The 13,980-nt window shown below is 74.0% G+C and carries 12 protein-coding genes; 5 read left to right on the top strand and 7 right to left on the bottom strand.

Annotated features, from left to right (window positions below):
- Positions 1-22 precede the first annotated feature (22 nt).
- The gene (locus JS756_RS07140; RefSeq protein WP_205382380.1) at positions 23-2,515 is read left to right on the top strand and encodes a transglutaminase TgpA family protein; all 2,493 of its coding nucleotides are present in this window, start codon (positions 23-25) and stop codon (positions 2,513-2,515) included.
- Positions 2,516-2,868: 353 nt separating this feature from the next.
- On the opposite strand, the gene JS756_RS07135 is transcribed toward JS756_RS07140, so the two are convergent.
- The 3 genes from JS756_RS07135 to JS756_RS07125 all read right to left on the bottom strand — a co-directional run bounded on the left by JS756_RS07135 (position 2,869) and on the right by JS756_RS07125 (position 5,124).
- Entirely contained in the window at positions 2,869-3,261 is a 393-nt protein-coding gene (locus JS756_RS07135; protein WP_205382121.1) for an SCO2097 family morphological protein, read from the bottom strand.
- Between the two features lie 287 nt (positions 3,262-3,548).
- Positions 3,549-4,376 (bottom strand): methyltransferase, encoded by an 828-nt coding sequence (locus tag JS756_RS07130; RefSeq protein WP_205382120.1) that lies wholly within the window; start codon positions 4,374-4,376, stop codon positions 3,549-3,551.
- Positions 4,377-4,536: 160 nt separating this feature from the next.
- On the bottom strand, positions 4,537-5,124 hold the full coding sequence (locus JS756_RS07125) for an SAV_6107 family HEPN domain-containing protein (RefSeq protein ID WP_205382119.1): 588 nt from the start codon (positions 5,122-5,124) through the stop codon (positions 4,537-4,539).
- A 179-nt stretch (positions 5,125-5,303) separates the two neighbouring features.
- Here JS756_RS07125 and JS756_RS07120 point away from each other — a divergent pair, with 179 nt between their 5' ends.
- The 4 genes from JS756_RS07120 (at position 5,304) to JS756_RS07105 (ending at position 10,654) form a co-directional block, all read left to right on the top strand.
- On the top strand, positions 5,304-6,047 hold the full coding sequence (locus tag JS756_RS07120) for an ATP-binding cassette domain-containing protein (protein WP_307790377.1): 744 nt from the start codon (positions 5,304-5,306) through the stop codon (positions 6,045-6,047).
- Positions 6,019-8,103, top strand: coding sequence for a YhgE/Pip family protein (locus JS756_RS07115; RefSeq protein ID WP_205382117.1), 2,085 nt, complete (start codon positions 6,019-6,021; stop codon positions 8,101-8,103). The genes JS756_RS07120 and JS756_RS07115 overlap by 29 nt, the downstream gene beginning before the upstream one ends.
- 35 nt (positions 8,104-8,138) lie before the next feature.
- Positions 8,139-8,765: a TetR/AcrR family transcriptional regulator gene (locus JS756_RS07110; protein WP_205382116.1), complete on the top strand. Its 627-nt coding sequence runs from the start codon at positions 8,139-8,141 to the stop codon at positions 8,763-8,765.
- Positions 8,766-9,148: 383 nt separating this feature from the next.
- Positions 9,149-10,654, top strand: a complete 1,506-nt coding sequence (locus tag JS756_RS07105) for a phytoene desaturase family protein (protein ID WP_205382115.1) — start codon at positions 9,149-9,151, stop codon at positions 10,652-10,654.
- A gap of 40 nt (positions 10,655-10,694) precedes the next feature.
- Here the strand turns inward: JS756_RS07105 and JS756_RS07100 are convergent, their stop codons facing one another.
- From JS756_RS07100 to JS756_RS07085, 4 genes are all read right to left on the bottom strand, one after another.
- Positions 10,695-11,675, bottom strand: a complete 981-nt coding sequence (locus JS756_RS07100) for an SCO2102 family sporulation regulator (RefSeq protein ID WP_205382114.1) — start codon at positions 11,673-11,675, stop codon at positions 10,695-10,697.
- A 56-nt stretch (positions 11,676-11,731) separates the two neighbouring features.
- Complete coding sequence (metF, locus tag JS756_RS07095; RefSeq protein WP_205382113.1) at positions 11,732-12,655, bottom strand: methylenetetrahydrofolate reductase [NAD(P)H]; 924 nt, start codon at positions 12,653-12,655, stop codon at positions 11,732-11,734.
- Positions 12,656-12,763: 108 nt separating this feature from the next.
- Positions 12,764-13,417, bottom strand: coding sequence for a thiamine phosphate synthase (thiE, locus tag JS756_RS07090; RefSeq protein ID WP_240203409.1), 654 nt, complete (start codon positions 13,415-13,417; stop codon positions 12,764-12,766).
- A 170-nt stretch (positions 13,418-13,587) separates the two neighbouring features.
- Complete coding sequence (locus JS756_RS07085) at positions 13,588-13,953, bottom strand: Rv2175c family DNA-binding protein (protein ID WP_061919720.1); 366 nt, start codon at positions 13,951-13,953, stop codon at positions 13,588-13,590.
- Positions 13,954-13,980: the final 27 nt, after the last annotated feature.

Genomic DNA, 13,980 nt, shown 5'->3' with positions numbered 1-13,980 from the left:
CGAGCCACCGGGAGGCACGGTGCTGAGCAGCCGGGCCCGACTGGCCCTGTGCGCCTGGGCGGCCACGCTGATGGCGGCGTGCGCGCTGTTGCCGCTGGTCGACCCCGCGACCTGGATCGTGGAGGCGGCCGCGCTGCTGGGCATCCAGTCGTGCGTGGGGGTGGCGACACGGCGGGTGCCGTTGGCCCGCCCCGTCACCGTGGCCGCGCAGGCACTGGTCGCGCTGATGCTGCTCACCCTGCTGTTCGCCCGGCGGCAGGCCCTCGGCGGGGTGCTGCCCGGCCCTCAGGCGTTCCAGCACTTCGCCGATCTCCTGCGGCAGGGCTCCGACGACATCGCGCGGTACGCCGTGCCGGCGCCGATGGAGTCCGACGGCATCCGGCTGATGGTCCTCGGCGGCGTGCTGCTGATCGGTCTCCTGGTGGACACACTCGCCGTCACCTTCCGCAGCGCCGCCCCGGCAGGTCTGCCGCTGCTCGCGCTGTACTCGATCGCGGCGGGCCTGTCCGACGGCTCCGGCGGCTGGGCGTGGTTCCTGATCGCCGCTGCGGGATACCTCATGCTGCTCCTCGCCGAGGGGCGCGAGCGGCTGTCGCAGTGGGGCCGGGTCTTCGGCGCGGCGCCACGCGTTCCGGGTGGGCCGCCCGGGCCGCTCGCCCCGGTGCGCACCGGGCGGCGGATCGGCGCGGTCGCCCTCGGCATCGCCCTGGCGGTGCCGATGCTGCCGCTGCCCGCGATACAGGGCGGCCTGCTGGACGGTGCCCGCACCGGCGTGGGCACGGGCACCGGCGGCGGGGGCACGATCTCGGCGGTCAATCCTCTGGTGTCGCTGCGCGACAGCCTGAAGCAGGACGAGGACCGCACGGTCCTGACCCTGCGCACCACGTCGGCGAACCTGTCGAACCTGTATCTGCGGATCGTCTCCCTCGACGAGTTCGACGGCACCACGTGGAAGCCCGCCAAGCGGCGCATCACCGCAGTGCCGGACACCCTTCCGACGCCGCCCGGCCTGTCCGCCGACGTCCTGCGCGCCACGGTGCGCACCCGTGTCTCGGCGGCCGACTGGTACGCGCAGGACTGGCTCCCCATGCCGTACCCGCCGAGCGCCGTGCAGGTCGGCGGCAACTGGCGCTACGAACCGGTGGGCATGACGCTCGTCGGCGACCACGGTCAGACCACCCGCGGTGCCACGTACGAGGTGACGAGCCTCGACGTGCAGCCGACGGCGGAGCAGCTGGCCGACGCGCCGAAGCCGCCCGCGGGTCTGCTGCGTGAGTACACCAAGGTGCCCGGGTCGCTGCCGCCGGTGGTCGCGAGCACCGCCCGCGTGGTCACCTCGGGCGCGGCGAGCGACTACGAACGGGCCGTGAAGCTCCAGGACTACTTCGCGATCAACGGCGGCTTCCAGTACGACACCGACGTCGAAGTCGGCAGCGGCACCGACGCGATCGCCACGTTCCTGCGGGACAAGCAGGGCTTCTGCGTCCACTTCTCCTTCGCGATGGCCGCGATGGCCCGCACCCTGGGCATCCCGGCCCGGGTCGCGGTGGGCTTCGCGCCCGGCTCCCCGCAGGCGGACGGCACCGTGGCGGTGAGCCTGAAGGACGCGCACGCCTGGCCGGAGCTGTACTTCGCGGGCGTGGGCTGGACCCGCTTCGAGCCGACGCCCAACCGGGGCACGACGCCGTCCTACACGGTGCCCCAGGCGCCGGGCAACAGCGATCCCGAGCTGCCGCGGCCGACGCGGTCGGCGGGCGTGGACGCGGCGCCCTCGGCGACCGGGAGCGCGAGCTGCGACGCCCGGGACAAGCATCTCGACCTCTGCGCCGGCGCCCTCCCGCTGAACCCGTCCGACAAGGGCGGCAGCGGTGTGCCCTGGTGGGGCTTCCTCGGCTGGACGCTCCTGGGGCTCGCCCTGGTCGGGGTCCCGCTGCTGCCGATGCTGTGGCGGTTCAGGCGGCGAACCGTGCTGCTGGCCTCGGCGCAGCACGCGCCGGACGCCGCCGGCGCGGCGGCCCGGGTGCCCGAGTCGGGCCGCGACGGGGCGGAGTCCGCGGGCGGGCAGCAGACGGCGGCCGGGCCGGAGGGGACGGCCGCTCCGCAGTCGGCCGCTCACGTCCTGGCGGTGTGGCGCGAGCTGACCGACACGGCCTGGGACTACGGCATCGCGCCGGACGACGCGCTGACCCCGCGCGGGGCGGCGGAACGGATCGTGCGGCTGGGGCAGCTGGACGAGCAGGCGGCGGGCGCGGCGCGCCGGGTGGCGGGCGCGGTGGAGCAGGTGCTGTTCGCTCCGCGTCCCCAGGCCCGGCCGGGGCTCGCCGACGACGTCCGCAGGGTGCGCGTGGCACTGCGGAAGGGCGCGAGCAGAACGACCCGGCTGCGGGCCGTCGTCGCGCCCCGTTCCGCGATCCGGGCGGTCTGGGACGTCACGGACCGCTGGCGGGCGGCCCGGGCACGGTGGACGGCCCGCTGGACGGCACTGCTGCGCCGTCCGAGCGGCCAGAACGGCTGATCGGCTGACACGGGGGTGGGCGTCGACCACCAGGACGCCCACCCCCGCTCAACCGACTCCTGGAGGGCGTTCCGCTCCACCGCGGCTCCGGCGCGGGCAGGGGGCCCACAGCAAGCTCCGCCGCCGGCATGCCTCCGGCGGACCGTCGGAACCGACACCCCGCCTGTCGCGCCGTGCGGCATCCGGCCGGCCGTCCGGCGCATCCGGGTGCTCCGGCGTACGTGCGCGAAGGCGCCTCCGGATACGTACACCTCCCCCGGGGGCCACGGGACGCCCGCCCTCCGGGTATGCGCGAGGGGGCGACCACCACACGGGTGATCGCCCCTCGGGATGTCCTTGATGCCGTTCGGCGGTCAATGACCTTGCTGCTCGTCGCGGCGCCGCTGCCAGCGCTCCTCGATGCGGTCCATCATGGAGCGCCGGGGCCGGTGCTGGCGCCGGCCGTGCGCCTGGGAACCGGCCTGCTCACCGGGCTTGGGCGCCTTGCGCCAGCCGGTCACGGCCAGCACCGCGCATCCCAGCATGACGAGGAAGCCCACCACGCTGAGCCAGACCTGCTTGGCGACCATTCCGGCCATGAGGAGCGCAATACCAACGAGGAAGCCCGCGACCGCCTGGTAGACCCGCCGCCGGGTGTACGTACGCAGCCCGCTTCCCTCAAGCGCCGACGCGAACTTGGGATCTTCGGCGTACAGCGCTCGCTCCATCTGCTCGAGCATGCGCTGCTCGTGCTCCGAGAGCGGCACGGAGTCCTCCTCATCGTGCAGTCGCCGGGGCGACCGGGGGGGTCTCTTCAGGATAGGCAGGGAATCGCCCCCGTGAAACCCGCCCCTCTACGCCAATTGACCAACCGGGAACCGTCATGGTCGTCCCGGCTCGCTGAGGCTTGCATTCCCCGGCGGCCGACCCGTCATGCCGGGCGGTCACCCTCGATCATACGGCTCCGAGCCCCCGAGCGGAGGGCCTGTGGCGCACTCCATGCGCCGCCGACGCGCTGATCAGCCGCTCGGTCCCACACGCCGCAGAGGTCGGCTCAGGCCTCTGCGGCCCCTTGTGTCTCACCCAGCACATGGAGCTGGGTGGCCACGGAGTGGAAGGCGGGCAACTCGGCTGCGGCCTCCTCCAGCTTCAGCAGCGCCTCCAGCGCCCCGGGTTCGGTGTCCACCAGGACACCGGGGACCAGGTCGGCGAAGACCCGCACGCCGTGCACGGCTCCGACGCGCAGGCCGGCGCCCTCGACCAGGGCGGTGAGCTGCTCGGCGGTGAAGCGCCGCGGCACGGGGTCGCCGGCCCCCCAGCGGCCGTTCGGGTCGTCGAGCGCCTGTCTGGCCTCCGTGAAGTGCCCGGCGAGGGCGCGGGCGAGCACGGCGCCGCCGAGCCCTGCGGCCAGGACGCTGAGAACGCCCTCGGGGCGCAAGGCGGCCACCGCGTTGCGGATGCCCTCGGCGGGGTCGTCCACGTACTCCAGGACGCCGTGGCACAGGACCGCGTCGTAGCCGCCGCGCTCGACGACGTCGAACAGGCCGTGGGCATCGCCCTGCACGCCCCGGACCCGGTCGGCGACACCCGCCTCCGCCGTGCGGCGCTCCAGGGCGAACAGGGCGTTGGGACTGGGGTCCACGACGGTGACACGGTGGCCGAGCCGGGCGACGGGCACGGCGAAGTTGCCGCTGCCGCCACCGGTGTCGAGGACGTCGAGCGACTCCCGCCCCGTGGCCTTGACCAAGCGGTCGAGGGCGTCCTGGAGGACCTCCCAGACCACGGCGGTGCGGAGCGCGGCCCGCGGCCGGGAGGGGTCGGTGCGCGGCGACGTCGTCGGCGCGTGGTGATGGTCGACGGGCGGGCGCATCGGGTCCGGCACGGCAGTTGACTCCTCGGCGCGGCACCGCCTCTTGCCCGGCGGCGCGAACGGGGTGCCTCCCCGGCCCGGGGTGCGGGTGGGCAGGCTTCAGGCGCTCTCCACCCTATTGCCTTCGGGGCCCCACCTGGTCATCACCGTGGACGGCCTCGGGGCGGGCGGGTCAGCCGGCGTCCGGCATGCCCTTGGACAGGGCGGTCGGGCCGTCGGGCCGGGGACGGCCGGGGTCCGGCTCGCCGGTGTCCCGGCGGGGCTGCGGAAGGACCGGCTGGAGCACCAGCATCCGCTCGACGAGGCGGATGAACATACCCACGTCCCGGATCAGGTCGTCGGCGTCCCGGCGGCCGGCCGCGCCCCGGATGCCCGCCTCGGCCAGGGCGCGGCGGCGGGCACCGGAGGCGAACAGCGCGCTCCACTCGGTGAGCTCGGGCGCGATCTCCGGGAGCACTTCCCAGGCGCTCCGGATCCTGGCCCGCTTGCGTGGTGTGGTCTCCGGCCGGCCGCGGGCGGCGAGCACCGCGGCGGCGGTGCGCAGGGCGGCGAGGTGGGCGGTGGCGTAGCGCTCGTTGGGTGTGTCGAGGACGGTCGCCTCGTCGAGTCCGGCGCGGGCCTGGGCGAGCAGGTCCAACGCGGCCGGCGGGGCCGTGGTCCGGCGCAGGACGGGGTGCACGTCGCTCGCGGGGCCGGTCGGTGAGGGGGCAGGGCCGGTGGCGCGGCGCCGGTGGGCGGCAGCTGCGGAGTGGCTGGCCATGACGAACCTCCTGTCGTCTGGGTGACGGCGCTCCCGCTACGGAGTGCCGTAGGCACCCATCGTCGGGTATGGCACTGACAATCCGCTCTGACCAGCGGTTTTGCCTCGACAGCAAGTTCGGGCTAGCTTTTGCACTGACCAGTCAGTTCAAAAATAGTTCCAGAAACGGGGGTGGGACTGTGGCCGGAGCCGGCGTCGTCGCCGACAACCTCGGGCTCTCGGGTCCCCGCGGCTGGGCTTTCCGCGGCGTCGATCTCGCCGCGGAGCCCGGCTCGCTGATCGCGGTGGCGGGACCGTCCGGGTCCGGGCGCACCTGCCTGCTGCTCGCACTCACCGGGCGGATGCGGCCCACCGAGGGCACGGCCGCCGTGGACGGCCTGAAGCTGCCGCGGCAGATGGCCGCCGTCCGCCGGATCAGCGGGCTGGCGCATGTGCCGGGCGTCAGCGATCTCGACCCGGCGCTGACCGTCGGGGAGCACCTGCACGAGCGGGCGCTGCTCCAGAGCCGCTTCGGCGACTCCCTGCGGGGGCTGCTGCGCCCGCGCGCCGAGCGCGCGACCGAGACGCGGCGGCGCATCGACACAGCGCTGGGTGCCGCCGGGCTCGACCGTGAGGCCCTGCCCAAGGGCTCCCGCACCGCCGTACGCGACCTGGAGCGGATCGAGGCGCTGCGGCTGTCCGTGGCCCTCGCGCTGATCGGCCGCCCGCGGCTGCTCGGGGTCGACGACGCGGACCTGAAGCTGTCGGACGCGGAGCGGACCGAGGCCTGGTCGCTGCTCCGCTCGGTCGCCGAGGCGGGCACGACGGTCGTCGCGGTGTGCAGTGAGGCGCCCGAGGGCGCCGTCGCGGTCTCCACCGCGGCCGGGAGCACCACCGAGGGGAAGGAGACGGCGCATGCGCTCGCCCCGACTGGCCGCACTTGAGCTGCGGCGCTTCGGCCGCGGGCGGCTCCCGCGCGCCGCGCTCGTCGCCCTCCTGCTGCTGCCCCTGCTGTACGGCGCGCTGTACCTGTGGTCCTTCTGGGACCCGTACGGCCGCCTGGACCGCGTGCCCGTGGCGCTCGTCAACGCCGACCGGGGCGCGACCGTGGACGGAAAGCGGATCACCGCGGGTGACGACATCACCGGCCGGCTGCTGGAGTCGCGGACCTTCGAGTGGCACGAGGTCGACGCCGAGCAGGCGCGCAAGGGCGTCGAGGACGGCACGTACTACCTGTCGCTGACGATGCCGTCCGACTTCAGCGCGCGGATCGCCTCCAGCTCGGGCGCCTCGCCCGAGTCGGGCGCCCTCCGGGTGCGCACCAACGACGCGAACAACTACATCGTCGGGCAGATCTCCCGGACGGTCTTCAGCGAGGTGCGCACGGCCGCGTCCACCAGGACGGCCCGGTCCTTCCTGGACCGGATCTTCATCTCCTTCTCCGACATCCACGGCGCCACCGTCGAGGCGGCCGACGGCGCCGACCGGCTCAGCAGCGGCATCGGGAAGGCGGAGAAGGGCTCCAAGGACCTCGCCGACGGCCTGAAGGACGCCGAGGACGGCAGCGGCAAGCTGTCCGGGGGCCTGAAGAATCTCCACCGGGGCGCGGGCGACCTGGAGGACGGCGCGGCGCGGGTCGCCGCCGGCACGCACACGCTCGCCGGACGGGTCAACGGGACCGCGGACCGGGTGGGCCCGTTCCTGAAGGACAACGAGAAGACCATCGGGGACACGGCCCGGCTGGTGGCCGACTCGGCCGCCGGGATCCGGCACAACCTCGACACCCTGGTCGAGCGGGCCCCGGTCGCCGCCAAGGGCGCCCATCTGGCCGCCGACGGGCTGAGCGCCGTCCACCGGCGGCGCTGCGAGGAGGCCGTGCTGCCCGACCCGGCCTGCGCGGACCTGAAGAAGGCCGCGCAGGGCGCCGCGGACGTGGCGACGATCGCCGACGACCTCAACACACTGATCGCCGACGAGGACGGCGACCTGAAGAAGCTCGACGCCGACCTGGCCACGCTCGAGAAGCAGGCCGACGCACTCGCCGAGCGCGCCCCGCACCTGTCGGAGGACCTCGACGACGCCGTCGAGAAGATCAACGCCCTCGACAGCGGCGCCACCGAGGTCGCCAAGGGCGCGAAAGCCCTGCACACCGGCCTGGGCACGGCGAAGAAGGGCGCGTCCGACCTGGACGACGGGGTCGGCCGGCTGAAGACGGGCGCCGAGACGCTCAACGGCGGCATGTACAAGCTGGTCGACGGCTCCGGCAAGCTGGCCGGCGGACTGCACGACGGCGCCGAGCGGATCCCCGACTACGACGGGCCGGAGCGCGAGCGGCGCACCGGCGTCATGGCCGACCCGGTCCGGCTCGCCGCTCAGGACCTGCACAAGGCACCCAACTACGGCACGGGCTTCGCCCCGTACTTCATCCCGCTGTCGCTCTGGGTGGGCGCCATGGTGGCCTACATGCTGATCGCGCCGATGAACCGGCGCGCGCTCGCCGCGGGCGCCCCCGCCTGGCGGATCGCGCTGGCCGGCTGGCTCCCGGTGGCGGCGATCGGGGTGCTGCAGACGGCGGCCCTGATGGCGGTGCTGCACTGGGCGATCGGGCTGCAGCCGGCCCGGGCTGCCGGGACGGTGGCGTTCCTGTTCCTGGTGACGGCCTGCTTCGCGGCGATCGTGCAGTGGCTGAACGCGCGCTTCGGCGCGGCGGGCCGGATCCTCGTCCTCGCCCTGCTGATGCTGCAGCTGACCTCGGCGGGCGGAACCTACCCCGTGCAGACGTCCCCGGACTTCTTCAACGCCATCCATCCCTTCCTGCCGATGAGCTACGTCGTCCAGGCCTTGCGCCGACTCGTCACCGGTGGCGGACTGGGACCGGTGTGGACGGCGTGCGCGGTGCTGGCCGTCTTCACCGCGGGCGCCCTCGCGCTCACCGCCCTGTCGGCGCGTCGCCGCCAGGTGTGGACGCTCGACCGACTCCACCCGGAGCTGAGCCTGTGACCACACGCGCGGGCGTTCCTGTGACAATCAGGGCCATGGAACGCAGCACGACGTCGGGCGGCAGCACGCGCCGCGAGGCCACCCGGCAGAAGCTCTACGAGGCCGCCGTCACACTCATCGCCGAGCAGGGCTTCTCCGCCACCACGGTGGACGAGATCGCCGAGCGGGCCGGAGTGGCCAAAGGCACCGTCTACTACAACTTCGCGAGCAAGTCGGTCCTCTTCGAGGAGCTGCTGCGGCACGGCGTGGGGCTCCTGACCGCCTCCTTGCGGGAGGCGGCGGAGCACACGGCCCGCGAGGGCGGCTCCTCGGTGGACGCGCTGGACGCGATGGTTCGCGCGGGGCTCGTCTTCATCGACCGGTACCCGGCCTTCACCCAGCTGTACGTGGCAGAGCTGTGGCGCACCAACCGGGCCTGGCAGTCCACGCTCATGGTGGTGCGCCAGGAGGCGGTCGCGGTCGTCGAAGGGGTGCTGCGCGAGGGGGTGGAGAACGGCGAGTTCAGCGACGAGATCGACATCCAGCTGACCGCCGCCGCGCTGGTCGGCATGGTCCTGGTGGCCGCCCTGGACTGGAAGTCCTTCCAGCCGGAACGCTCCCTGGACGACGTCCACGCCGCCCTGTCCCGGCTGCTCCAGGGCCGGGTGAGCGGACGCCCCTGACGGGCGTGCGAGAGCGCCGGTCCGACGGCCGCGTCCCCCGCGGGCCGTCGGACCGGCGCCTTGTGCGTTCCCCCGTGGAACCCCCGTGGCGGTCGTTCCTGTGGGCTCCCCCGTGTCTCGCTCCCGCCGGCCGGGCCGGCGGAAGGAGCGGATCGAGGGCCGCTCCGTTCCGGCGCCCCGTGTCGCCGGTGCCGGAGCCGTGCCCTGTCTCCGTGTCTCCACCTTCTCGTCCGCGCGGGTCCGGCCCCATCCGCGTGGGTACTCATCTCACCCCCTAGGTACGGATACTCAGTCCTGGGTGCTCGGACCCAGGCCCGCTTCGCCCCGCCGCCCCCGGGACGGTCGTGCCCGGGTGTCGGGTGGCGGCGGATAGGGTCGCAGGCATGGCACGGATTGCGGTGATCGGCGCCGGGACGGGCGCCCTGGCGGCGGCCGCCCGGCTGGCCGTCGCAGGCCACCGGGTGGTGGTCCACGAGCGGACGGAGACGTACGGCGGTGCGGTGCGCCGCTACGAGCGGGACGGCTTCGGCTTCGACACCGGGCCCGGTCTGCTGCCGCTGCCCGCGGTCTGGCGGGATCTGTTCGTCAAGACCGGCAAGGAGCCCCTCGAAGCGTGCGTCGACCTCGTGCAGGTCGACCCGTCGTCGTGCCACGTCTTCGCCGACGGCACCCGGGTCTCGCTGCCGAACGCCTCACGTGCCGGTGTGGTCACCGCTCTGGACGAGGCGCTGGGAGCGGGCGCGGGCCGGCGCTGGGGCGACTTCCTGGTCCGGGCGCGCGAGGCCTGGGACCGCACCCGCCGCCCCCTGCTGGAGGAGCCGCTGTGGCCGAACTGGCAGGTGCTGGCAGAACGGGAGCCGTATCCGGCGGTGCCGCACAAGCGGCTGCTGCGCACGCGCCGCGCGGGCACGCTGCGCGAGATCGGCGCGTGGGAGCTGCGGGACGAGCGCCTGGCCGGCCTGCTGGAGAGCTTCGCCCTGGACCACGGCCTCGATCCGCGGACCGCTCCGGCGAGCGCGGCGGTGCTGCCGTACCTGGAGCACGCCTTCGGCACGTGGTACGTGCGGGGCGGTGTGCGGGAGCTGGCGCGTGCCGTGTACGAGCGGTGCGTGGCCCGCGGGGTCGAGTTCGTCTTCGGCTCCGAGGTCACCGGGGTCGTGGAGAAGGACGGCCGGGCGGCGGGCGTGGAACTGGCCGACGGGACGGTGGCCGAGGCCGACCATGTCGTGGCCGGCGTGGACCCGGTGCGGCTGCGGTCCCTGACCGGGCGTCCGCCTGACGGGGACGGCGACGTCCCCGCGGCCCCGGCGGAGACCGGGCGGTTCACGCTCCTGCTGGCCCTGCGCGGCGGCCGGGAGCCGCACGCCGCGCACCGCACGGTCGTCCACGCGCCGGACCGCGGGGCCGAGCCGGCGTTTGCGGCGCCCCCCGGCGACGAGGGGGCCGCCCGTCCCACCGTCACCGTGCTGCGCCCCGACGACCCGGCTCTGCGCCCGGACGACGCGCACGAGTCAGCGGTGGTGTCCGCCGTGGCACCGGCGGACGGCGCGTGGGAGGACGAGGAGCGGGTCCGCCGCTGGACGGACCTCCTCCTGCAGGCGGTCCGGCCCGCGCTACCGGACCTCGAGGAGCGCCTGCTGTGGCATGTGGCGCACACCCCCGGGCACGCCGCGGAGGAGACGGGTTCCCCCCACGGCGCCGTGTCCGCTCCTGCCCTCGCCGCGGCGGACGGCCGCTTCCTGCACCCCGCCAACACCACACGACTGCCCGGCCTGTACCGCGTCGGAGGCTGGTCGCACCCCGGCGGCGGTCTCCCCCACACCGGCATGTCGGGGGCGCTGGTCGCCGGGCTGATCGTCGAAGGGCCGGAGTTCCGGGGCTCGCAGTGACGGCCCCGGGAGCACGCACGGCGGTGGACCCGCGGGGGGATCAGAAACGGTACTGCTCGCCGTAGCCGGTGCCGTTGCCCTGCCCGTCGCCCTGCTGGTACGGGTAGGGCTGCTCGGTCGGCGGCTCGCCGTCGTAGGACTCGTCGGTGCGCTGCTGCGGGACCCAGGTGCCGCCGGGCGGGGTCTGGGCGTAGCCGCCGGTCGCGTACGGGTCCTGCGTGTAGCCCTGCTGGTCGTAGCCCTGGCCGCCGTAAGAGGTGTCGTAGGAGGCACCGCCGTACGTCTGGGTGCCGATGTACGGGTCGGAGTAGGCGGCGTACTGCTGCTGGCCCGAGGTGTCGTAGCCGTACTGGCCGTAGCCGGAGTAGCCGTCGTAGCCGTAGGCCTGGTCGGTGCTCTGGGCAGCGGTCGCGTACTCGCCCTGGGGCTGGGCCGCGGTGGCGTGGGCCGGGTCGCCGTAGACGCCGTAGGAGCCGGTGTCCTCGGGCATGGGCTGCGGCTGGTAGACCGCGTCGGCGTCGGCAGTGTCGGCGCCCGCCGGGCGCGCCGGCGTGAAGACGTCGTCCTGGTCGTAGTCGTCGCGGTCGTAGTCGTGGCCGTAGCCGTCGGCTCCGTAGGCGTCGCCGCCGTAGGGGACACCGTCCTGGTCTTGGGTGTCCGGCGCGTCGTCGTCGGCGTGGCCGTCGTCGGACGTCCGGAGGTCGGAAACCTCCGGATTCGCGTCCTTGCGCGCCGCACCGCGGCGGCCCCGGCCGGTCTCGGCGGCGGGCCCCCTGACCGCCCAGCCGGAGGCGAAGCCGCGGCGGAACGACAGGGTGACGTAGGTCTGGCCGACGGCGAAGGCGGCGGCGCCGAGCGCGATGACGACGACCGACGCGATCAGCACACCGAGGACGACGCCGAGGAAGCCGCCGAACGCGAGGAGACGCCAGCGAAGCCGCGCCTTGTACTGCAGCAGCACCTCACCGAGCAGCCACAGTGCGACGACACCGAACGCGATGTAGAGGACCGTCCAGCCCATGTACGCCCCTCTCCCAGTGGCCGCTACGCAGTGTGTCGTATGGCTGTGCGACCGGTCTAGGCCTGCGGGGGATGGTGCAGGCCCAGGTTCTCGTAGATTTCCAGGGTCGCCGTGGAGCTGTTGAGCGTGATGAAGTGCAGACCCGGCACTCCCTCGGCCAGCAGCCGTGCGCAGAACTCCGTGGCGAACTCGATGCCAATGGAGCGTACAGCGGCCGGATCGTCTTTCGCTGTGAGGATCCGTTCTTTCAGGCTGTCGGGGAAGGCGGCCGTACTCAGCTTCGGCAGCCGCTCCAGCATCCTGATGCTGGTCACCGGGAGGATCTCCGGGATGACCGGGGTGTCGCAGCCCGCCGCGGCGACCTTGTCGCGCAGCCGGAGGTACGGCTCCGGGTGGAAGAACATCTGCGTGATGGCGTAGTCGGCGCCGGCCCGGCACTTGTCGACGAAGTGCGCGACATCCCTGTCCCAGTCGCAGGAGCGCGGATGCATCTCGGGGAAGGCGGCGACGCCGACACAGAAGTCGCCCGACTCCTTGATGAGACGCACGAGTTCGGCGGCGTACGTCAGCCCCTGGGGATGCGGAACCCACGCGCCCATGGGGTCGCCGGGCGGGTCGCCGCGGACCGCGAGCATGTTCCGGATGCCGGCGTCGGCGTACTGGCCGATGATGTTGCGCAGCTCGGCGACGGAGTGGTCGACCGCGGTCAGGTGGGCGACCGGCGTGAGCGTGGTGTCCACGACGATCTGCTGGGTCTCCCTGACGGTCGTGGCGCGTGTGGACCCGCCCGCGCCGTAGGTCACGGAGACGAAGTCGGGGGCCACGGCCTCGACCCTGCGCAGCGCGGTCCACAGGTTCCGCTCGCCGGCCGGCGTCTTCGGCGCGTAGAACTCGAACGAGTACGTCGTCTTGCCGGCAGCGAGGATCTCGCGCACGGTGCGCGCGCGATCAGTCCTGGTGGAGGGGGTTCCGAGGGCCATACGGGCAGGTTAGCCAGGGGGCGCCGGTCACCCAACCGAATGCCGGAGATTTGCCCGAATTGCCGGGATGTTGTCCACCCCTTGGACGCTGACCGCGCAAAGCGCCCCTCAGTCGGCTGCCCGGAGCCGCTTCGCCAGTTCGGCCGCCGCGGCGCCGGGGTCGTCCGCCTCCGTGATCGCCCGGACCACGACCACCCGGCGGGCGCCGGCGTCGAGCACCCGGTCGAGGTTGCCGTGGTCGATGCCGCCGATGGCGAACCAGGGGCGGTCGGTGCCGAGGGTGGCCGTGTGGCGGACGAGGTCCAGCCCGGGGGCGTGGCGGCCGGGCTTGGTGGGGGTCGGCCAGCACGGGCCGGTGCAGAAGTAGTCCACACCCTCCTGGACGGCGGCGGCCTCCGCCTCGGCCGCGGAGTGTGTGGAGCGGCCGACGAGGACGTCGCCGCCGAGGATCGCGCGGGCCGCGGGGACCGGGAGGTCGCCCTGGCCCAGGTGGAGGACGTCGGCGCCGGCGGCGTGGGCGACGTCCGCGCGGTCGTTCACCGCGAGGAGCCTGCCGTGCCGGGCGCAGGCGTCGGCGAGGATCTCCAGGTGCCGGAGCTCTTCGGCGGCCTCCATGCCCTTGTCGCGCAGCTGCACGATGTCCACACCACCCGCCAGGGCGGCGTCCAGGAACTCGGCGAGGTCGCCCTGCCGCCGCCGCGCGTCGGTGCAGAGGTACAGCCGGGCGTCGGCGAGCCGGGCGCGGGCGTCGGTGTGCAGCATGCGTGGTCCCCCCGGGTGGGTGCCGTGTCGGTGGTGTACGGGCGGCGGCCGGGCGCGAGGGCGCGGCCCGCCCGGGCCGTGGTAGACCCGGCCGCGGCCCGCGCTCACGCGGGCCGCGGCCCGTACGCCGGACGGTGTCGACGGTTTTTCGGTGATGCAGCGGATTCGGCTCAGACGGCGAGCGCCTGGGCGCGGCGCTTCACCTCCGTACCGCGATTCTCGCTCAGGGCCTGCGCGGGGGTGCCGGGCAGGGTCGGGTCGGGGGTGAAGAGCCACTCGATCATCTCTTCGACCGTGAAGCCGTCGTCCCGCAGCAGCGTCAGGGTGCCGGACAGGCCCTTGACGACCTTGTCCCCGTCGATGAAGGCGGCGGGGACGTGCAGCGCGCGGTTCTCACCTCGGCGTACGGCGATGAGCTGGCCCTCCTTGACCAGCTGCCGCACACGCGTCACCTCGACGCCGAACTGTTCGGCGATGTCGGGGAGGGTGAGCCAGGCGGGGACGAGAGCATCGATCTTTGCGTCAATCTCGGTCACGGGTCCAAGCCTGCCATCTGCCACCGA

The organism is Streptomyces actuosus (assembly GCF_016921115.1).
Lineage (GTDB): Bacteria > Actinomycetota > Actinomycetes > Streptomycetales > Streptomycetaceae > Streptomyces > Streptomyces actuosus_A.
The sequence above is the reverse complement of the archived record's forward strand: the minus strand, read 5'-3'. Positions and strand labels throughout refer to the sequence as shown.